The sequence below is a fragment of the Calothrix anomala FACHB-343 genome (genome assembly GCF_014696435.1).
GTDB lineage: Bacteria > Cyanobacteriota > Cyanobacteriia > Cyanobacteriales > Nostocaceae > Aulosira > Aulosira anomala_A.
The window spans coordinates 152,421-173,295 of record NZ_JACJQG010000003.1; the positions used below are offsets into that span (position 1 = coordinate 152,421).

Consider the following 20,875-nt stretch of genomic DNA (forward strand, 5'->3'; position numbering starts at 1 on the left):
TTACATAACAGGCTCTCAAGGCAATCCTTAATGAGGTATGGTGTAGCCTAAAGCAGCTTTAACTTCTGCTAGAGTTTGGTTAGCAACAGCTTCGGCTTTTTGCTTTCCTTCCCGCAATACCGACTCAAGATAACCTTTATCTGCCATAATTGCCTGATATTTTTCTTGAATTGGTTTCAAGGCTGCGATCGCAGTTTCGGTCAATAATGGTTTGAATTGTCCCCAACCCATATCTTGACATTCTGCTGCCACATCTTCTTTGTTTTTACCAGACAACAGCAGATATAGGGTTAACAAGTTATTACACTCAGGACGTTCTGGATCGTCAAAAGTTAAACCCCGAATTGGATCGGTTTTACAACGCTTAATTTTATTAGCAATTTGCTCTGGCGTGTCTAACAAATTAATCCGGCTTAATTCTGACGGATCGGATTTTGACATTTTCCGCGTACCATCAGTTAAACTCATCACCCTTGCGCCTTCCTTACGAATCAAAGGTGCTGGTAGCTTTAGCACTGGTTGATCCGGTTTCGCAAATAAATGATTAAATCGATTGACGATATCTCGCGTTAATTCTAAATGTTGCTTTTGGTCTTCACCCACTGGCACAAAATCTGCCTGATAAAGCAGAATATCAGCCGACATCAGCACAGGGTAATCCAATAAGCCGACACCGACATTTTCCCCTTGTTTCACAGCTTTTTCTTTAAACTGGATCATATCTTGCAGCCAGTTAAGGGGAGTAATGCAATTGAGCAACCAGGTAAGTTCGCTGTGTGCCGAGACGTGAGATTGTACAAAAATGGTGGAATAATTTAAATCTAGACCACAAGCTAAATAGAGAGCAACGAGGTTATAGGTATTAGATGCCAACTCTTTGGGGTCATGTGGCACCGTAATTGCGTGTAAATCAGCGACAAACAGATAATTGTCGTAATCACTCTGGGCTTCCACCCAGTTACGAATTGCTCCTAAGTAGTTGCCTAAATGTAAATTTCCAGTTGGTTGAACTCCCGACAGAACGCGCTGCTTGCCCATAAATTTCAAGTTAGTTATCTCAAATCCGCCCTATCCAAGGCGGCAATTACAAAACACATTTAATTTTGACATTTTCTAGGGGCATTGGGCATTGGGAATTGGGCATTGGGCATTGGGCATGGGGCATTGGGCATTGGGCATTTGTTAGAGACGCGATGAATCGCGTCTGTACAATTGTCTCCCTTGTCCCCCTTCCTAGCCCCTAGCCCCTAGCCCCTAGATCTACTTTAGATATCGATGGGGATTGTTGCGATATTGTAATTATCTCTGCAATGATTATTCAGGATAAGAGCGATCGCCTGACTTTTGATTTTTACAACACTGATATAATGCAGCATAAATCAGCGTGCTATTGACAATTTTAGCGGGGAAATTACTTTTTTAATTCGTTAGGTAGAGAATTTACTTGAGGATTATTTCGGCTAATTTGTATTAATTGTTAATAGGTATTTTATTTTTTCTAAGAGAAAAAACATCAACTTCTCGGGGTTTGCAGTAGCAACACAGTACTAAATTAGTCAATTTTAGGTGAATTAAATGGCTAAGACTAGCAAAAAGCTGATTGATTGTATTTATTGCAGATTTTAATACTTTTTTGGCTATAATTAGCAATCTTATTTCTTTTTTGTCAAAAAAACAACTAATTCAAATTTAATAATTTCTATAAACTAGTCTTTCAATTCGCTCGATATTAATGCATTGATGCTGAATACGCATTTTTTGACTGTATTTTTTATACTAGTATTTAGAATTGCTATGTTATCTACAAGCTAGATTTTTTCATTATTTTGCCTAATAATAAGTTATTGTCATAGCTAAATCTGTTTACACATGTGATTTATAATACAAATACCATGATAAATAAATAACTTTACCGAAACTTCATAATATTATCCAAAAAGCGTGGCAATATAATTTGCAGGTTGCTAACTATATTGGATAAACTAACAACTAATAATTAAACAATCAGGATGCATTCCCCATATTTGGCAAAGTTTGAGGAATGACATAAATCTTTTTTGCTTATTCCCTAATCGTAAAAAATACTAGCCCAGATTTTCATCTTTAGAGAAAAATTTGTTGGCTTTTTTCGTTATTGATTGATCTTTTTTTAGGTGATGTTTTTTATGGAAATAATTCCAGACAATGCTCAGTTAATTATGACCGATGAAGCACAAATAACTGACCAACAAACCGAGACAAATAGCGACTCAATATTACCGGCGTTAAAAACCAACGATCCTGAATTTGATAGTCTTTGGGGTTTAAAAATTACTGGAGCAACAGAAGTATTTAATTATACTCAAGGTAGTAAAGATGTCATCGTAGCTGTTGTAGATTCTGGTGTTGACTACAATCACGAGGACTTAGCTAGCAACATCTGGAAGAATACTGATGAAATAGATAACAATGGTATTGATGATGATGGTAATGGCTATATTGATGATGTTTATGGTTGGGACTTTGGTGATGGAGACAAAGATCCCATCCCGGACAAGCCTATTAACGAAAGTTCTCAACGCGGTCATGGAACTCACGTTGCCGGTATCATAGGTGCTGTAGCCAATAATGGTCTAGGAGTAGTAGGCGTCAGTCCGAATGTTTCAATCATGGTTACGAAGCATTTCCGTAACAGCGACAGTAAAGAATATTTATGGAACGTAGCCTACGGTATCTATTATGCGATCGAGAATGGAGCAAAAGTCATCAACCTCAGTTTCAGCTCCAAATCTTTAAATCAAGATGAAAAAGATGTTCTCCAGTATGCCTACGAGCGTGGCGTTTTAGTCATAGCCTCCGCAGGTAATGATGGTAAAGATAATGATATTGAGCCTGTTTATCCTGCTAACTTCGATCTACCTAATATTATTACTGTTGCCGCTTCAGATGATAAAGATCAACTAGCCATTTTCGGTAAATATGCTTCTAACTATGGTAAAAATTCTGTAGACCTAGCAGCACCTGGGAAAAATATTGAAAGTACCCTACCCAATAATCAATATGCTGCATGGGATGGAACATCAATGGCTGCTCCCCAGGTAGCTGGTGCTGCGGCTTTACTTTTAGCTGCTAACCCTAATCTCACATTTTTAGAACTGAGATACGCCTTGCTCTCAACAGTTGATAAAAAAGAGTCTTTGCAAGATAAAGTCAATACTGGCGGTCGTTTGAATGTGCTGGCTGCTTATCAACAGGTTGTAGGAAATACTCAACCCCAGACTGATAGTACTAATAACAATACAACCTCTACTAGCTCAGAAATTGTTATTCAAGCAGAGAACTATAATAGCGCTCAAGACTTCACACTTGGCGATAAAAATAACAAATATCGCCGCGATTATAGTGTTGATATCCGAGATAGCACTGATGGTAGGGGCTTTGATGTTACTGGAATTCAAGCTGGGGAATGGCTGAATTATATTTTTAATCTCAGTGATAATCAATTCTATAACATTTCATTGCGAGTTGCCCCTGTTGGTCTTGGTCAACAAATCAAAGCGACTTTTAATAACAATCAAGAACGCATCATCAGTTTTGATGCTACTAGCGGCGATAATGTTTGGATAGATGCGACGATCGCCAAAGGAGTGAGTTTAAATGCAGGGACTAATCAACTGCGTCTAGATATGCTCACCGGTGGTTTCAACCTTAACTACATTAAGCTAGTGCCGACAAACACAGCTTATGGTGGTAGTAACATTGACAATATTTCTGGCAATGCTAGTAATAACTCCATCTATGGCGATGCTGGTAACGATAACCTCAATGGTGGTGCTGGCAATGACACTATTTATGGTGATGAGGGCGATGATAATATTAATGGCGGAGATGGTAACGATCGCCTATTTGGTGACTCAGCCACTGCTGTAATCGGTTCTGCTAAAGACACCATTTATGGCGGACAAGGTAATGATGTCATATTTGGGGGTGAAGACAATGACTCCCTTTATGGTGAAAATGGCAATGATACCCTTGATGGTGGAGCGGGTGACGATAACCTCATTGGTGATGTTGGTAATGATAGCCTGATTGGCGGCTTAGGCAATGACAGCCTTAATGGTGGTAGTGGTAACGATATCCTCAATGGTGCGCTGGGTAGTGATATTCTCAATGGTGGTAGTGGTAACGATACTGTTAGTTATAGAAATGCAACTGCTGGTGTCAATGTCAACTTGGGGGCGGGTACGGCTAGCGATGGACAAGGTAGCAATGATACTTTAATTAGCATAGAGACGGTTATTGGCTCTAATTTTGCTGATATCCTCACAGGCGGAGCGGGGAATGATACCCTTAATGGTGGGGCTGGCAATGATACTATTAACGGTGGTGCAGGTAACGATACTGTCAGTTATAGAAATGCAACTACTGGTGTCAGCGTTAATTTGACCACAGGTACAGCTAACGATGGACAAGGTGGTACTGATAGTTTAAGTAATATTCAGGCTATATTAGGTTCTAATTTTGCCGATATCCTCATAGGCAGCTCTGGTAATGACACTATTGAGGCTTACGCTGGTAATGATACCATCAACGGTGGAGAAGGTTACGATACTGTCAGTTATAGAAGTGCTAGTAGTGCTGTTAATGTTAACTTGGTAACAGGCAGAGCAAGCGATGGACAAGGTGGCAGTGATACTCTAACTAGTATAGAGGCGATCGCAGGTTCTAATAATAACGATATCCTTACAGGTAATAACGGCAATAACGTTCTTACAGGTAATAACGGTAACGATACCCTCATTGGCGGTGCTGGTCAGGATACCCTCATTGGTGGTTCTGGTGCTGATAGGTTCGTGTTTAACTTAGTCTCAGAAGGAATTAATGTCATTACAGACTTTTCTCCCTCACAAGGAGATAAGATTGTGATTAAAAATGAGACTTTTGGCGCGACTAGTTTTAACCAGTTCAGCTATAACTTAGCTACAGGTGCTTTAATCTTTAATGAAACTCAGTTTGCTACTCTCAACATTAATTCCGGCTTTATTGCCAGTTCGGATATTATTATTGAGTCTCCAATAATCTAGCAAGCAAATTAGGTTAGTTAAGAGTCAACAGTCCAGAGTCAACAGTCCAAGGTCAACAGATGAAAATCAATAGTCTCAAGTTAAATAATACATAACAATTGACCATTGACTATTGACTATTGACCATTGACTATTGACCATTTTCACCTAATTCCTACCAATGTACGAACTTTACCCCGCGATCGCACCTTACAATGAAGGCTATTTACAGGTATCTGAATTACATAAAATTCATTTTGAAGAATCAGGTAATCCCCAAGGAAAGCCAATAGTATTACTACATGGCGGCCCTGGTGGTGGTTGTCCCCCTTTTTATCGTCAATATTTTCATCCGCAAAAATGGCGCTTGGTAATGTTCGATCAACGCGGTTGCGGTCAAAGCAAACCCCATGCAGAATTACGAGAAAATACTACTTCGGATTTAGTCAGCGATATTGAAAAACTCCGCGAACATTTAGGAATCGAAAAGTGGGCTGTATTTGGTGGTAGTTGGGGGAGTACTTTATCTTTAGCATATAGTCAAACCCATCCCGCAAGGTGTACAGAATTAATTTTACGCGGCATATTTATGCTACGTAAAAAAGAATTGCATTGGTTTTATCAAGAGGGAGCTAGCTATATTTTTCCTGATGCTTGGGAAGAATATCTTAAACCAATTCCCCCCGCAGAACGGGATGATTTACTCACAGCTTATTATCAACGTTTAACCAGCCCAGATTTACAAATTAGATTAGAAGCCGCCCGTGCTTGGTCAATTTGGGAAGCTAGTACTAGTAGATTATTTACCGATACTGACTTGATGAAAAATTTTGGTCAGAATGATTTTGCTGAAGCATTTGCTAGGATTGAATGTCATTATTTTATTAATCATGGATTTTTAGAGGCGGAGAATCAGTTACTATTAAATGTTGATAAAATTCGCCATATTCCGGCTGTAATTGTGCAGGGGCGTTATGATGTCGTCTGTCCGATGGTATCAGCTTGGGAATTACATCGGGCTTGGCCTGAAGCGGAATTTATTGTAGTTCCCGATGCGGGACATTCGATGAGTGAACCGGGAATACGCAGCGCGTTAATTGCGGCGACGAATAAGTTTGCATTTAATTCGTAATTTGTTAGAGACGCGATTCATCGCGTCTGTACAATTTTCAGATTAATTTGTAGGGGCGGGGAAACCCATTGGTGTCAACTTAAGCTCAAACGCTTATCTCACGAGCTTTTATCTCGTTTCCAGCCTCCGGCTGGAAATGCGTATTGCGAGGCTCTGCCTCGAAAGCTGATAAATTGAGGCAGCAGCCCACAGATTTTCGCTCCCACGCAGAGCATGGGAGCTAGATGGAATGGGGGTTTCGCGTTAAGTTGACACGTATGGGGGAAACCCCGCCCCTACAAATTAATCTTGGTTCAAATGGATATATAAAAATGAAATTTTTGGGTATTGATTTAGGCTGGAAATCCCAACCCAGTGGACTATGTTATTTAGAATTAATTGATAATCAATTAGAGATTAGAGATTTAGATCGCCAAGAAGCGATCGCAGATATTCTCACTTGGATTGATAGTTGCGTACAACCACAAGAACCTGCGTTAATTGCTGTAGACGCACCTACTCTCATTCCTAACGCTACGGGGAGTCGTCTACCAGATAAACTCAGTCATAAATACTTTGGTAAATATCACGCTGGATGCTACCCGGCTAATTTGGGTTTGGCTTTTGCCGAGCGTACTGTCAACTTTGGTTTAGAATTAGAATCTCGTGGCTTTATCCACGCACCTACCATTGAACCGCAAAAACCCGGTAGATATCAAATCGAAGTCTTTCCCCATCCCGCAATCGTCAACTTATTCAATTTAGAACGCATTCTTAAATATAAAAAAGGACGCTTGAGCGATCGCCGTTTAGAACTCACTAAACTCTATAATCATATTCTCAACATTTTACCAACTCTCCAACCACCTCTGCATTCCCTGCGCCTCTGCGGTTCATTTATTTCCGAAATCCCCCACACAGGCGCAGCACTTAAAGCTGTTGAAGACCAATTAGATAGCCTAATTTGCGCTTATGTTGCTGCACACTGGTGGTATTGGGGCGAACAACGTAACTTAGTATTAGGCGATCGCACTACTGGTTACATTGTCACCCCAAAAAATCTTAGATTTTGAATCAATAATCTAAAATCCAAAATCTAAAATCTAAAATCGATTTACTCCGCCCAAGCAATTAACCTTGGTTCGTAAGCATTCGACAGGTATGGGTGTTTTGGTAAGACGCGCAAAGACAAGCCTTGCAAACCAGAAGTGGTGTAAATAATATTCGCCGTATAAACACTTAACCCATCTGTATCATTACCTTGGTAATCCATAACCACAGGAATCGCATTCACGATATCACCATTGGCATCAATTGCCCCTTGGTATAATTCCACCTGTACGTCGTTATTGTTCAAAGTTGCTAAATCTACTTTGGCTTTTACCGCTACAGTTTGGTTAACTTCAATATCTGAAACTGCGGATACATCCACATCTTTGATTTTGATATTAAACCAATGGTCAGCGAGTTTAGCTTTCCACTCAGCTAATTCTTTAGCTGGGGCGTAGTTATTAGCAGTTAAGGTATGATAGCGATCGCTTGCAGGGAAATAAGCTCGTTGTGCATATTCTCGCACCATCCGCGCTGTATTAAAGAACGGACAATTCAAGCGAATTGCGTCTTTCATTTTTGCTACCCAAGCACGGGGTAAACTATCAGCATCGCGATGATCGTAAAATAGCGGCACAACTTCCTTCTCTAATAAATCGTAGAGTGCGTTGGCTTCTACTTCATCTTGATAATTAGGATCTTCGTAATTTTCTCCATGTCCAATTGCCCAACCAGTACGGACATAATCGGCTTCATCCCACCAACCATCAAGGACGCTTAAATTTGGTAGTCCATTCATAGCGGCTTTCATTCCGCTTGTACCAGAAGCTTCACGGGGACGACGGGGTGTATTTAACCAGATATCGCAACCAGCCACCATCAACCGCGATATATGAATATCGTAGTTGGGGACAAACACTACTTGTTTTTCTAAATGTTGTTCGCGGATAAAGTGATTGATTTCGCGGATTAATTCTTTACCGGGGATATCTTTCGGGTGTGCTTTACCCGCAATCACAAATTGCACCTTGCGGTTTTTATTCCCTAGTAAAATGCGTCTGATGCGTTCTAAATCGCGCATCCACAGGGTAGCGCGTTTGTAGGTAGCAAAACGCCGTGCAAAACCCACAGTTAAAACGTTGGGATCTAAAACTTCCTGTGCTTGAGCAATTTCGGAAGCCGAAGCACCGCGATCGCGTAAATGCTTGACTAAATGCTCGCGCACATACAATATCATATCCAAGCGGCAGCGCTCGTGATTGCGCCACAATTCCTCATCGGGGATGGAGTCCATTCTCTCCCATAACTGATTATCTGGTGGTGCAGATGACCAATTGGGGCCGAGATAGCGATCGTACAACTCTTGAGTGGATTTTGCCACACAACTGCGAGCATGAACGCCATTAGTAATAGCGGCGATGGGTACTTCTTCTACAGGTACTTTCTGCCATAACCCTTGAAACATTTGGCGGGATACCACACCATGTAGTTGCGCTACCCCATTAGAAAATGTTGCCATTTTCAGCGCCAACACCGCCATACTAAAAGGCCCGGATAAATCGCCTGTATTTTCTCTTCCCAGTCCTAAAAATTGTTCTTCAGGTAAGTCAAAGATGCCTGCATAATATCTCAGATAGTCCAAAATTTTCTGAGGTGGGAACAAGTCAATCCCGGCGGGTACTGGGGTGTGCGTCGTGAAAATATTACTCGAAGCTACAACTTGTCTAGCATCAGCGTAGCTCAAACCTTCTTCTTGAATCAATATGCGGATGCGCTCTAGGGCAGAAAAGGCGGCGTGGCCTTCATTCATGTGGTATGCAGTAACTTTATACCCCAAAGCTTTTAACATCTGTACGCCACCAATCCCCAGCATAATTTCTTGGTGGATACGCATATCGATGTCACCACCGTACAGTTGATCGGTGATGTCATGATCGTAGGGATTGTTCGGTTCTATATTGGTATCCAGTAAATACAGGGGAACTGTACCCACTTGTACCCGCCAAACCCTAGCGTAAACCTTGCGTCCTGGGTAATCTACCGCAATCCGCAATTCTGAACCGTCAGCATCCCGTTCCAGGTGCAACGGCATATTGTAGAAATCATTGATGGGGTAGCGTTCCTGCTGCCAACCATCGGCATTAAGATACTGAGCAAAGTATCCTTGTTGGTAGAGTAAGCCCACACCAACCAATGGTAAGCCTAAATCGCTGGCAGATTTCAGGTGATCGCCTGCGAGAACGCCTAAACCGCCAGAATAAACAGGTAGACAATCTACCAAGCCAAATTCCGCCGAGAAATAAGCGTAACATTCCTTCGGTGACTGGCTGCGTTGTTTTTGATACCAAGAACGCTCTTGTAAATAATCTTCCAGCTGACGCGCTGCGCGATCCATTTGTGCCAAGAAGCCTTCATCCTCCACAACTTCTGAAAGTCGTCCTTGGCTAATCGTTCCCAGCATTAACACTGGGTTATGGTGACTAGATTCCCACAAGTCAGGATCTAGACGGCGGAATAAATCCTTGCTCTCAACGTTCCAATCCCAGTGCAAGTTATATGCCAGCCGCCGCAGCGGTTCGAGTCGCGGCGGGAGAGAAGGAGAGACGTTAAATGTACGAATTGGCTGCATAGGTTGGCAAAACTCCAAGTGTAGCTAAGGTTATTTTTTACTGTCTTTACCCAATGTTGCCAATTCTTTATACTATGTTTGTAAGAATGCCGTGACTTTGTTAAGCATTGAGAATTATTCTTATCAGGTTTGCTAGAGTTTACACCAAGCCGATTTCTGATATTAATCTGGCTGCTCAAAGGTATAGCTGGTATTGCAAAACTTAATTATTGATTGTAATTTAATACTCATGATGATTATATATCTATGTATTGAATTTTCTCAGTATATAAGCTTAATTTTAGATTTTCCTAATAGCTAGATAATAACTGCCAAAAAGCTTGTCAATAGCCCGCTTCGCGAGTTTCATCTCTCATCAAAACCATCGGCTATAAGTTAGCATCTCGCAGAAATTCTTAATTATTTTTTAAGAATTTAGAATCAAGATTTCTAGTAAACCAAGCAAAAATTTTTGTCATATTGCTGTGCGATCGCCAGCCTAATTCCTTAAATAGCACATCTTGCACCCAACAAATCGCCATAATTCCCAAACATGAGGAATAAAATCATAATTTTCTGCATTAAGCACCCAAATAAGAAGAATCTTGCGGATTGTTTTGCATACTTAAAGCCATAGCCGCCACACAAGCAATCTCAGCCGCTACTTGATAAGCTTGTTTGATATTTAAGCCAGCATCTTTAGCTGTATTAGCACCAGCAGATTTTTGCGATCGCGATTCCTGCTTGACATCACCAGCTAAAACAGCTCGCTGCAAAATGATGTAAGCATCTAAATCTTCTGAATCATACTCACTTTGGAGCAGCAATCGAATCTGATGTTGAGCTGCAAGGCTCAAATAGCCAGAGGTTAAAGCTTGGTTAACAATTTCTTTCATTAAAGACCTACTTTTTAAACTAAATCTGGAAGTTGAAAGCGATACCTAATTTTGGGCGATCGCTTTTTTCCGTTGCGTAAATTTCTCGCTCAAGAATCTCTCAATTTTCTTCAAAATTTATAACGAACGCCACTCAGCACGCATCACCCGAATGGGTTATCCCTCAAGTGGATTTACAAATTGTTAGATATTATCCCTCATATAATTGTTAACTATGGTGAATATACTGAAGTAATTTGATAGAAAAAATTTTCCAGTATCAAATATTTTTCTTTGCTAGTAAAAAATATTATTTTAAACTGCATAAGAAGTTACAATCTTATCTCGATTGTTCTGGATATATATTAAATTTTAGAAAAAAATAATTTTTGCCAAAGCCAGACATTAAAAATAAGATGTGTTATATTCAAAAGCACCAATTGTGAAAAATCACTCTGGCAATTACCTGAGTGTTTTGTTTAATTTGTAAATCATCTGCGTGCAACATGATTAGAGCAGCATACTCTAGAAATTCGTTGCAAGAAAGCCGTCATAGCAGTCGAGGAAGTGCTTACTTGTTTGCACCGATGGTGAACTTCAATGTGATGGCTGAAGTCGGCGATACTCCACCCTAAATTTAAATTTATACATTTATAAATAACCAAAATAGTTTAACAATAACTACATGGCCGATAAAGGTTAGTGATTTGGGAGCATCCCAAATGTGCAAAAACGCCCTCACCCTATAAGGGTGGGGCTAGAAATACGAAGCCTGCCTTCGCAGGCTATCAAACTTTTAGCCTGCGAAGGCAGGCTTTGTTGGTATAGCAATACCCTTATAGGGTATTGCGTCAAAATTGGGATGCTCCCCAGCCGAATTTCCCTTGATGATAAAGTGTAGAGATAAAATTAGCATTGGCGCGTGGGCATGAGCTAGCGAGTGAATTAATTATATAGATGTGCAAATTTATCTAAATTAGCTTGTTTATTAATTGTGATGCTTGCACAAGATTTCTATACTTGATTTACAATCTGTATACTTGATTCGCGAATTAGAAAACTTGATTTACAATCTGTATACTTGATTTACGATTCGTATACTTGATTCGCGAATTAGAAAACTTGATTTACGATTCATTTACTTGATTTACAAGTCGCAAAACTTAATTTGCAGTGGGATTTTCAATAAAAATGAAACTACTCTAGAATAGCGATCGCATTTGGGTTTTTAGCTAATTGTAAAGTTTTTACCCAAGTATTAATACTGAATTTTTGCGTTTTTATTAAACAGTTATTTTTCTCAATACCACGATAAATCATCAGTTATAGTCTACGTAAATATACTTAATTTGTATAAGTTTGTCTATTTAGCGCTAGTTGCAAGCTACAAGCGAGGGAAATTTTTGCATAACCTCCAGCAACTCAGAGATATATAGGGGTGAAGCAAGTAAATTAACTTTAGAACTAGTTAAAAACTTAGTACTTTAGGAGAAATAGCAATGAAAGGGTTAAAATTTGCCGTCGCTATAATTGCCTTAGCAACATTAACTCATGCTCCCAAAGCTGAAGCCACAAGCTTATTCAACAATCCCCAAACAGCAGCAGCAAAACTCATAGCACAAGTACCAGCAGAAAATAACGCTGAAGCTTCCCTCAAACGGGGAATTGAACGTTTAGACAAAGAAGACTATCAAGGTGCTGCAACTGAATTTAGCAATGTTTTGAAAATTGAACCGAACAATATTTATGCTTATGTTGGTAGAGGTGCGGCGAGGATGTATCTCAACGAATACCAATTAGCAAAATCTGACTTTGACAGTGCTTTAAAGATTACGCCTGATATTTCTTTAGCTTACTATTTTCGCGGTTTTACCAATTTGGCATTAAAAGATAAAGCCGCCGCACTCGCTGATTTACGCCAAGCATCTACTTTATTTAAACAAGAAAATAAATTAGATTTGGCGCAAAAAGCTGATAACGCCATTAAAGAAATTGAAGCTAGTTAAATGTTAACTGTTGACTGTTGACTGTTGACTGTTGACTGCATTTATTTAGGTTGTGGAGTATGCTGGAGAATTGGTGATGAACTACCGTTGGCAATATCATATTCTTGCTTTTGTAGTCCCCTTGCTAATTCTCCAGTCTGAAGCTGTTTGCTTTGTTCCTCTTCCTCTGATGGCGCAAACAAAAACCCCACAAGAACGCAATAGCGAAGCTATCAAGCTTTTTTATTTAGGGCTTGAGCAGTACAACCAAGGTAAATATCAAGAAGCATTAGAAACCTTACAACAAGCATTAATAATTGTTAGAGACATTCAAGCGCGTCAGGGTGAAAGCTTAATTCTTTATCAAATAGGACAAGTATATGAAAAATTGCGAGCTTACACCAAAGCAATCGAATTTTATCAGCAAGCATTAGCAATTGGTAAAGAAATTTATAATCAGGATTTAGTAGGAAAAATTCACAATCAAATAGGCGAAGTTTATCGCCAGATGCAAAACTATAATCAAGCTTTGCAAGCTTATCAGCAAGCTTTAAACTTTTACAAACAAATTAATAATCCTATCGGGCAAGGTTTAACTCTCAACTATATTGGTCAAATTTACAACGAATTAAAAGAAGATCAGAAAGCTTTAGATGCCTATCAACAAGCTTTAGCTATTCTGATAAAACTCAATGATAAATTAGGGTTAGTAGCTACTTACAAAAATCTGGGATTTACCTATGAAAACTTAGGGGAATATAGTAAAGCTTTAGATGCTTATCAACAAGCTTTAGCCTTAATTCCGCAAACTGAGTATCCCGTAGGCGCAGGAGCAATATTGGATAGTATTGCTAGTGTTTATACGATTATTGGAAAGTATACTAAAGCATTAGATATTTATCAGCAAGCTTTAGAAACTGCTAAAAAAGCAAATAATCAAGGGGGAGAAAGTTTAACTCTGCATAATATTGGTGGAGTTTACTACAGATTAGGACAATACCCACAAGCGTTAAAATTTTATCAACAAGCTTTAGCTCTTAGTAGACAAATTAGCGAAAAGGTAGCAGAAAGTAGTATTCTCAATAGTATTGGACTAGTTTATCAGCAAGAAGAAAAATATCAAGAAGCATTGCCTTTTTATCAAGCAGCTTTAAAAATTGTCCGCACAGATAATAATTTATCTACAGAAAAAGCAGCAGCAATTTTGAACAATATTGGCTTGGCTTACAGAGGTTTGGGGGAATATAATCAAGCTTTAGATGTTTATCAGCAATCTTTAGCAATTATTAACCGTGGTGGCTCGGAGATTGGTAAAGGAACAACTCTCAATAATATTGGAGTAGTTTACTTTCATTTAAAAGAATATGGTAAAGCATTAGAATTTTCTCAGCAAGCTTTGGCGATTCGTCAACGGATTGGCGATCGCGCTGGAGTAGGAGATACCCTAAATAATATTGGCGCAGTGTATCAAAGTTTAAAAGATTACGATAAAGCCGAGAAAACTTTACTCGCGGCTCTGGAAATTTGGGAATCTTTACGTCAAGGTTTAACTGATGCTCAGAAAATTTCTATTTTTGAAAATCAAGCTAAAAGCTATCGGTTGTTGCAAGAAGTATTAATTGCCCAGAATAAAATTAATTCTGCCTTAGAAGTGAGCGATCGCGCTAGAGCTAGAGCCTTTATTGAGTTACTAGCCGCTAAACAATCACAGACAGCAAACCCGCAGTTAGATATCAAACCTCTGACAATCGAGCAAATTCAAAATATCGCTAAAGTTGAGAATGCAACTATAGTTCAATATTCAATCATCGATGATAAATTACTTTATATTTGGCTAATCAAACCTACAGGTGAAATTACCTTTAAGCCAGTTGATTTATCAAAAGCTACTGATACTCCTCTCTCACAACTTGTGACTATTAGCCGTAAAGCTATGGGAGTATTAGATCGTGGGATTTTTCAACCCCAATCTAGCCTACAACCTAATCCAACTCAGCAGCTACAAAAACTCTACCAAATATTAATTAAACCAATTGTCCAAGATTTACCAACAGATGCTAACGCCCGTGTTATCTTTGTTCCTCAAGAATCGCTATTTGTAGTACCTTTTGCCGCACTACAAGATGAACAAGGCAAGTATTTAATCGATAAACATACTATTTTAACTGCACCAGCTATTCAAGTTTTAGAATTAACTCGCAAGCAAAAACAAAACCTTAACCAATCTCTGAAAGATGTGCTGGTGGTTGGGAATCCGATGATGCCAAAAATTCCCATTACAGAGGAAAAATTAGCACCGCTTCCTGGTGCAGAAAAAGAAGCAAAACAAATTGCTGAATTATTGAAAACCCAAGCGATTATTGGGAATAAAGCCACAGAAACAACCATTGTGAGCAAGATGAAGCAAGCCAGGATAATTCACTTTGCTACTCACGGCTTACTCGATGATTTTAAAGGATTGGGCGTACCTGGAGCGATCGCTCTCACAGCCAGCAATCAAGATGACGGCTTTCTCACCAGTAGCGAAATCCTTGATATGAAACTCAGCGCCGAACTCGTAGTTCTCAGCGCTTGTAACACTGGCGGCGGAAACATTACAGGCGATGGTGTCATTGGTTTATCCCGTTCTTTAATTACTGCTGGCGTACCCAGTGTCATTGTTTCTCTGTGGGCTGTAAATGATGATTCCACCGCCTTTTTAATGAGCGAATTTTATCGCCAACTCCAAAAGAATCCTGATAAAGCTGTGGCGTTACGTCAAGCAATACTGACTACCAAAAAACAATATTCCCATCCTTTCGACTGGGCTGCATTTACCCTAATTGGTGAAGCAGATTAAAGCTACACATCAATATATTCTAGAGGGCATGACATTGCCGTAGCCCTACTAACAAATTTACACTAGCCGGAGCCTTAAGATGTTGTCAATTATTGCACCATTAGCAATTATTGCGATCGCCATAATCTTTATGTTTAAGCGCATTGATGTGCGGTTAAGTTTAGGATTATGTGCAGCAGGTTTGTTTATCATTGCAGGTAAATTACCGCAACTTTTCGTCACAATTAGTCAACAAATGACAAATGAAAAGACGGTAGTTCCCATCTGTACAGCGATGGGGTTTGCCTATGTTTTAAAATTAACAGAATGCGATCGCCACTTGACGCACTTATTACTAGCACCTTTGCGTCAGGGAAAATGGTTGTTAATTCCTGGGGGAATTATTGCGGCTTACATTGTGAATATGGCACTCATTAGTCAGTCAAGCACAGCCGCAATTGTGGGAACCGTATTATTACCTTTACTACAAGCAGCAGGAATCGCCCCAGTTATCGGCGGTTCGCTGTTATTGCTGGGTTCTTCGATGGGTGGCGAGTTATTCAACCCAGGCGCAGTAGAAATCATCAAACTAGCGGATTTGACAAAACAATCAATCCCAATAATTGTAGGGCGGGTGTTACCTGTGAATCTTTTGGCAAGTATCACCGCCTTAATTGTATTTTGCATCTTGGTTTTCATCTTTTCTAAAAAAACAGCAGGCGAAATATCACCCACAACTTCCAGCGATGCCAATATGGAAGAATTAGATAAACCCTTTCGGGTGAATCTCATTAAAGCATTTATTCCCTTACTACCATTAACACTGTTGTTTATCGTTCCTGCGTTTGTAAAGCTTCCCCAGGAATTTGATAATAGCGTGTCTATCGCCGCCGCAATGTTAATTGCAGTTACAGCCGCCGGCTTAACTACTCCCAAAGAATCGCCAAATCTAGCAGCAGCGTTTTTTGAAGGTGCAGGTTTTGCTTACGCCAACATCATTTCTATCTTTGTTGTCGCTACAATTTTTACAGAAGGAATCAAAGTTAATGGATTAATTGAACATCTCACCAATGCATTAGCAAATCGTCCAGTTGTCGTAGAAATTGCCAGCTTAATTTTACCTTTTACCTTAGCAGGAATTACTGGTTCTGGCAGCGCCTCTGCCCTAGCTGTGATGAATATACTCGTACCAGTAGCCATAACAATGAATTTAGATGCCATTCATATTGGCGCACTCACATCAGTAGCAGCACAATTAGGGCGCACCTTAAGCCCTGTAGCCGCAGTTGTAATTATCAGTGCTACCATATCTCGACAAGCACCACTAAATTTAGTCAAATTAGTAGCAATCCCGCTTATTTGCGCCTTGGGAGTAACCCTAATAGCAACACTATGCAACTTGATGTGAGAAGAAATACCAATTCTGGCTCAAATTACACTACATGGAAGCATCCCAAATGTGCAAAAACGCCCTCACCCTATAAGGGTGGGGCTAGAAATACGAAGCCTGCCTTCGCAGGCTATCAAACTTTTAGCCTGCGAAGGCAGGCTTTGTTGGTATAGCAATACCCTAGAAGGGTATTGCGTCAAAATTTGGATGCTCCCTCTTCCTTTTGCCTATTAAGGACTTCCAGAAAATAAACTATCCAATTTCCGAAAGCAGATATTTTTATTTTTCCCCCTGCCCCTCTGCCTACACATTGATAGTATATTTTTTAAGTTGGAAGTCCCTTAATTGGCGTCTTAGCGGTTGATTTTATCAAGGAAAAATCGCCTCAAAATGCAATTTTATTCCACCTTGGATTTATACCAATCTTGATACCATTGCTCCATCTGCTGAATTTCAGCCGTTTGAGTTTTAATTATCGATTCAGCTAAATTCTTAATTTCTGATTTGGTAGATTTTTTACTAGCCATCTGTGCCATTTTCACAGCCATGCGATGATGGGGAACCATTTGCTGGATAAATTCTTTATCGAAATCTGGTGCATTTTTCAAGGCGACTAAATCTATCTTCATTCCCCGCATCTTGCACTTCATTGACTGTGCTTGTTCACCTGTACCTTCAGGTTTTGGCTGCATATTTTGATGATTCGTACCTGTAGCAGGTAAATCTTTTCCGTACCATGCTTTATACCAAGATTTCATTTGTAAAATTTCGCGGTTTTGGTCTTGTTTAATTGCTAGTGCTAACTTTTTAATCTCTGGATGTTGGGCGCGACTTAATGCCATCTCAGCCGTTTCTAAAGCTTGAGTATGATGGGGAATCATCTTTTCCATAAAATGTTGATCTATTTGCCCCATCATCCCTTTAGGCGGATTAGCTTCTGTAGATTGTTGATGATTATTGTGTTCTGAGTTGGAAACTTGTGCTTGTGCGTTATTGAAAACTAGTAATCCAGAGATAGCGCTACTAGCCAATAAACCAGCCAAGCTATAAAATAATTTGTCTGTCTTCATAAACCCTCCTAATTGCAGGAGTTAACCACAATTTATATTCATTAAACTAGCGAGAGATTGTGAGGAAGTTGTGAGATAAAAAATTTTCAGTTAACTCAATTAAAATACTCAGTAATTAAACAGCAGTACAGGAGAGAAATAATGAAGTTAGATATTTTTATCTGCGAAAAAATCCTACACTTTCAGCTTGACATTTCAAGATGAAATTGAGATGAAATATTGTTTTGTACAAGTTTCTTTACAAAAATTTAGCGATCGCGCTTTTTATCCAAATTTAAATACTGTTTGCGCTACATCAATATATTCTAGAGGGCATGGCATTGCCGTAGCCCTACCATCTGTCCCATGATTTTTGCAAATTGTTATTACCAACTCCAGGAACTTGAACAGAAATTCTTCCTGAGTTCAGTTACTCTATGCTAAATAGCTGCCAAGCTAATTAATCAAGGAATTTCTGCTTAGTTCCAATTTCCCTCTTTACACCATTTCTCTAAATTCAGGCTACAGATAATTCTCCCCCTGCTCCCTGCCCCCTGCCCCCTTGCAGCCTATGTGTAGCCATTTTTTGGAGAATTGGTATTACCCCCCTTGACACTCCAGTTCACTGGAGGATTCAAGATGAAATTAATCTTGAACACAATTTCATAATTGGAGCTTGCATATGGAAAATGCCACATTAAAGTTACGCGGTATGGGTTGCGCAGCCTGTGCTAAAAGTATAGAAGATGCAATTCGTTCTGTCCCTGGTGTGAATGAATGTATTGTCAATTTTGGAGCAGAACAAGCAACTGTAGATTACAATCCCAAAAAGACGGATTTACAAGCTATTCAAGATGCGGTGGATGCAGCCGGTTACGCTGCTTATCCCCTACAAGCACAAAATTTGCTGGCGGGAGAAGATGATGAAGAAAAACGACATCGTCAGCAAGAATCCCGCGAATTACAGCGCAAGGTGACGCTAGGCGGCGTTATTAGCACTGTATTGCTAATTGGTTCTCTCCCGATGATGACAGGCTTAAATCTGCCTTTTATCCCTACATGGTTGCATAACCCTTGGTTGCAATTAATCCTGACAACTCCTGTACAGTTTTGGTGTGGTTACTCGTTTTACGTAAACACCTGGAAAGCTTTGAAGCGTCATGCGGCAACAATGGATACTTTAATTGCTTTGGGTACAAGTGCTGCCTATTTCTATTCCCTATTCGCCACATTAGTTCCCGGCTTTTTCATAGCTCAGGGATTAATGCCAGATGTATATTATGAAACGGCAGCGATTGTGATTACCTTAATTTTATTAGGGCGATTGTTTGAAAATCGCGCTAAAGGACAAACTTCCGCAGCAATTCGCCAGCTAATCGGCTTACAGGCGAAAACTGCGCGGTTGATTCGCAACGGTAAAGAAATCGATGTACCCATTGAGCAAGTAGCCATTGGTGATGTCGTATTAGTGCGCCCTGGTGAGAAAATTCCCGTTGATGGCGAAGTAGTTACGGGGACATCTACAGTTGATGAAGCGATGGTAACCGGGGAAAGTGTAGCAGTGAAAAAGCAACCGGGGGATGAAGTTATTGGTGCAACTATCAACAAAACCGGAAGTTTTCAGTTTCGCGCCACCAGAGTAGGGAAAGATACTGTCTTAGCGCAGATTGTGCAGTTAGTACAGCAAGCCCAAGGTTCAAAAGCACCCATTCAAAGATTAGCAGACCAAGTTACCGGGTGGTTTGTGCCGGCAGTAATTGCGATCGCTCTTTTTACCTTTATAATTTGGTACAACATCATGGGTAATATCACCCTGGCGTTGATGACTACAGTTGGCGTGTTAATTATCGCTTGTCCTTGTGCTTTAGGTTTAGCTACACCCACATCGGTAATGGTGGGAACGGGTAAAGGTGCAGAAAACGGGATTTTAATTAAAGGTGCGGAAAGCTTAGAACTAGCACATCAAATTAAAACCATTGTCTTAGATAAAACTGGCACAATTACCCAAGGTAAACCAACAGTTACAGATTTTCTCACAGTTAACGGCACGGCTAACGGCAACGAAATTCAGTTAATTCAATTAGCCGCATCCTTAGAACGCAATTCTGAACATCCTTTAGCCGAAGCAGTTGTCAGATATGCTCAATCTCAAGAAGTAATGTTAACAGAGGTGAGAGATTTTGAAGCGATTTCTGGGAGTGGCGTACAAGGTATTGTTTCTCACAAACTAGTGCAAATTGGTACCCAACGCTGGATGGAAGAATTGCAGATTCACACCCAAGCCTTGCAACCAGACAAAGAACGCTTAGAATATTTGGGTAAAACCGCCGTATGGTTAGCAGTTGACGGCGAAATTCAAGGATTAATGGGAATTGCGGATGCAATTAAACCCACTTCCACCCAAGCGATAAAAGCATTGCAAAAACTCGGTTTAGAAGTTGTCATGCTCACAGGTGACAACCGCCGCACCGCCGAAAGTATAGCGCGAGAAGTGGGAATTAAACGAGTATTAGCCGAAGTGCGTCCCGATCAAAAAGCAGCTACAGTCCAAGCAATACAAGCAGAAGGTAAAATTGTAGCAATGGTTGGTGATGGAATCAACGATGCACCAGCTTTAGCTCAAGCCGATGTAGGAATTGCCATTGGTACAGGTACAGATATTGCGATCGCAGCGAGTGACATTACCTTAATATCTGGCGATTTACTAAGTATAGTTACAGCAATTCAACTCAGCCGCGCCACAATTCGCAATATTCGCCAAAATCTCTTCTTTGCCTTTATTTACAACGTCGCCGGCATTCCCATCGCCGCCGGAATTCTCTTCCCCTTCTTTGGTTGGTTGCTAAATCCTATCATCGCCGGTGCAGCAATGGCTTTTAGTTCAGTTTCCGTAGTAACTAACGCCCTACGTTTGCGTAACTTTCAAGCTAAAGGGGCTAGGGGCTAG

General features: G+C 40.1%; 14 protein-coding genes. 8 read left to right on the plus strand and 6 right to left on the minus strand.

Features of this window, described 5'->3' with window-relative positions:
* Positions 1 to 27: 27 nt before the first annotated feature.
* Positions 28 to 1,038 (minus strand): tryptophan--tRNA ligase, encoded by a 1,011-nt coding sequence (trpS, locus tag H6G08_RS02500; RefSeq protein WP_190538713.1) that lies wholly within the window; start codon positions 1,036 to 1,038, stop codon positions 28 to 30.
* Between the two features lie 1,127 nt (positions 1,039 to 2,165).
* On the opposite strand from trpS, the gene H6G08_RS02505 reads away from it, so the two are divergent.
* The 3 genes from H6G08_RS02505 (at position 2,166) to H6G08_RS02515 (ending at position 7,226) form a co-directional block, all read left to right on the plus strand.
* Complete coding sequence (locus tag H6G08_RS02505; protein ID WP_190538714.1) at positions 2,166 to 5,063, plus strand: S8 family serine peptidase; 2,898 nt, start codon at positions 2,166 to 2,168, stop codon at positions 5,061 to 5,063.
* Between the two features lie 160 nt (positions 5,064 to 5,223).
* Positions 5,224 to 6,174, plus strand: coding sequence for a prolyl aminopeptidase (gene pip / locus H6G08_RS02510; protein WP_190538715.1), 951 nt, complete (start codon positions 5,224 to 5,226; stop codon positions 6,172 to 6,174).
* Positions 6,175 to 6,485: 311 nt separating this feature from the next.
* Positions 6,486 to 7,226: a DUF429 domain-containing protein gene (locus H6G08_RS02515; RefSeq protein WP_190538716.1), complete on the plus strand. Its 741-nt coding sequence runs from the start codon at positions 6,486 to 6,488 to the stop codon at positions 7,224 to 7,226.
* A 41-nt stretch (positions 7,227 to 7,267) separates the two neighbouring features.
* Here H6G08_RS02515 and glgP read toward each other — a convergent pair whose 3' ends face one another.
* The 3 genes from glgP to H6G08_RS02525 form a co-directional block, all read right to left on the minus strand.
* Positions 7,268 to 9,832 carry an alpha-glucan family phosphorylase gene (gene glgP, locus H6G08_RS02520; RefSeq protein WP_190538717.1) on the minus strand — a complete coding sequence of 855 codons (2,565 nt, stop codon included), beginning with the start codon at positions 9,830 to 9,832 and terminating at the stop codon, positions 7,268 to 7,270.
* A 395-nt stretch (positions 9,833 to 10,227) separates the two neighbouring features.
* Complete coding sequence (locus H6G08_RS38020; RefSeq protein ID WP_277877790.1) at positions 10,228 to 10,353, minus strand: hypothetical protein; 126 nt, start codon at positions 10,351 to 10,353, stop codon at positions 10,228 to 10,230.
* A 39-nt stretch (positions 10,354 to 10,392) separates the two neighbouring features.
* Entirely contained in the window at positions 10,393 to 10,707 is a 315-nt protein-coding gene (locus H6G08_RS02525; RefSeq protein WP_190538718.1) for a hypothetical protein, read from the minus strand.
* Between the two features lie 485 nt (positions 10,708 to 11,192).
* On the opposite strand from H6G08_RS02525, the gene H6G08_RS38025 reads away from it, so the two are divergent.
* Positions 11,193 to 11,321 carry a hypothetical protein gene (locus H6G08_RS38025; RefSeq protein ID WP_256421707.1) on the plus strand — a complete coding sequence of 43 codons (129 nt, stop codon included), beginning with the start codon at positions 11,193 to 11,195 and terminating at the stop codon, positions 11,319 to 11,321.
* A 562-nt stretch (positions 11,322 to 11,883) separates the two neighbouring features.
* Here the strand turns inward: H6G08_RS38025 and H6G08_RS38030 are convergent.
* Positions 11,884 to 12,006, minus strand: a complete 123-nt coding sequence (locus tag H6G08_RS38030) for a hypothetical protein (protein WP_277878925.1) — start codon at positions 12,004 to 12,006, stop codon at positions 11,884 to 11,886.
* A 179-nt stretch (positions 12,007 to 12,185) separates the two neighbouring features.
* On the opposite strand from H6G08_RS38030, the gene H6G08_RS02530 reads away from it, so the two are divergent.
* The 3 genes from H6G08_RS02530 to dcuC all read left to right on the plus strand — a co-directional run bounded on the left by H6G08_RS02530 (position 12,186) and on the right by dcuC (position 16,897).
* Positions 12,186 to 12,692, plus strand: a complete 507-nt coding sequence (locus tag H6G08_RS02530; RefSeq protein ID WP_190538719.1) for a tetratricopeptide repeat protein — start codon at positions 12,186 to 12,188, stop codon at positions 12,690 to 12,692.
* A 76-nt stretch (positions 12,693 to 12,768) separates the two neighbouring features.
* The gene (locus H6G08_RS02535) at positions 12,769 to 15,510 is read left to right on the plus strand and encodes a CHAT domain-containing tetratricopeptide repeat protein (RefSeq protein ID WP_190538720.1); all 2,742 of its coding nucleotides are present in this window, start codon (positions 12,769 to 12,771) and stop codon (positions 15,508 to 15,510) included.
* Positions 15,511 to 15,589: 79 nt separating this feature from the next.
* Positions 15,590 to 16,897, plus strand: coding sequence for a C4-dicarboxylate transporter DcuC (dcuC, locus tag H6G08_RS02540; RefSeq protein WP_190538721.1), 1,308 nt, complete (start codon positions 15,590 to 15,592; stop codon positions 16,895 to 16,897).
* A gap of 380 nt (positions 16,898 to 17,277) precedes the next feature.
* Here the strand turns inward: dcuC and H6G08_RS02545 are convergent, their stop codons facing one another.
* Entirely contained in the window at positions 17,278 to 17,949 is a 672-nt protein-coding gene (locus tag H6G08_RS02545) for a DUF305 domain-containing protein (RefSeq protein WP_190538722.1), read from the minus strand.
* A 661-nt stretch (positions 17,950 to 18,610) separates the two neighbouring features.
* Here H6G08_RS02545 and H6G08_RS02550 point away from each other — a divergent pair.
* A complete protein-coding gene (locus H6G08_RS02550) occupies positions 18,611 to 20,875 on the plus strand; it encodes a heavy metal translocating P-type ATPase (protein ID WP_190538723.1) in 2,265 nt (754 codons plus the stop codon).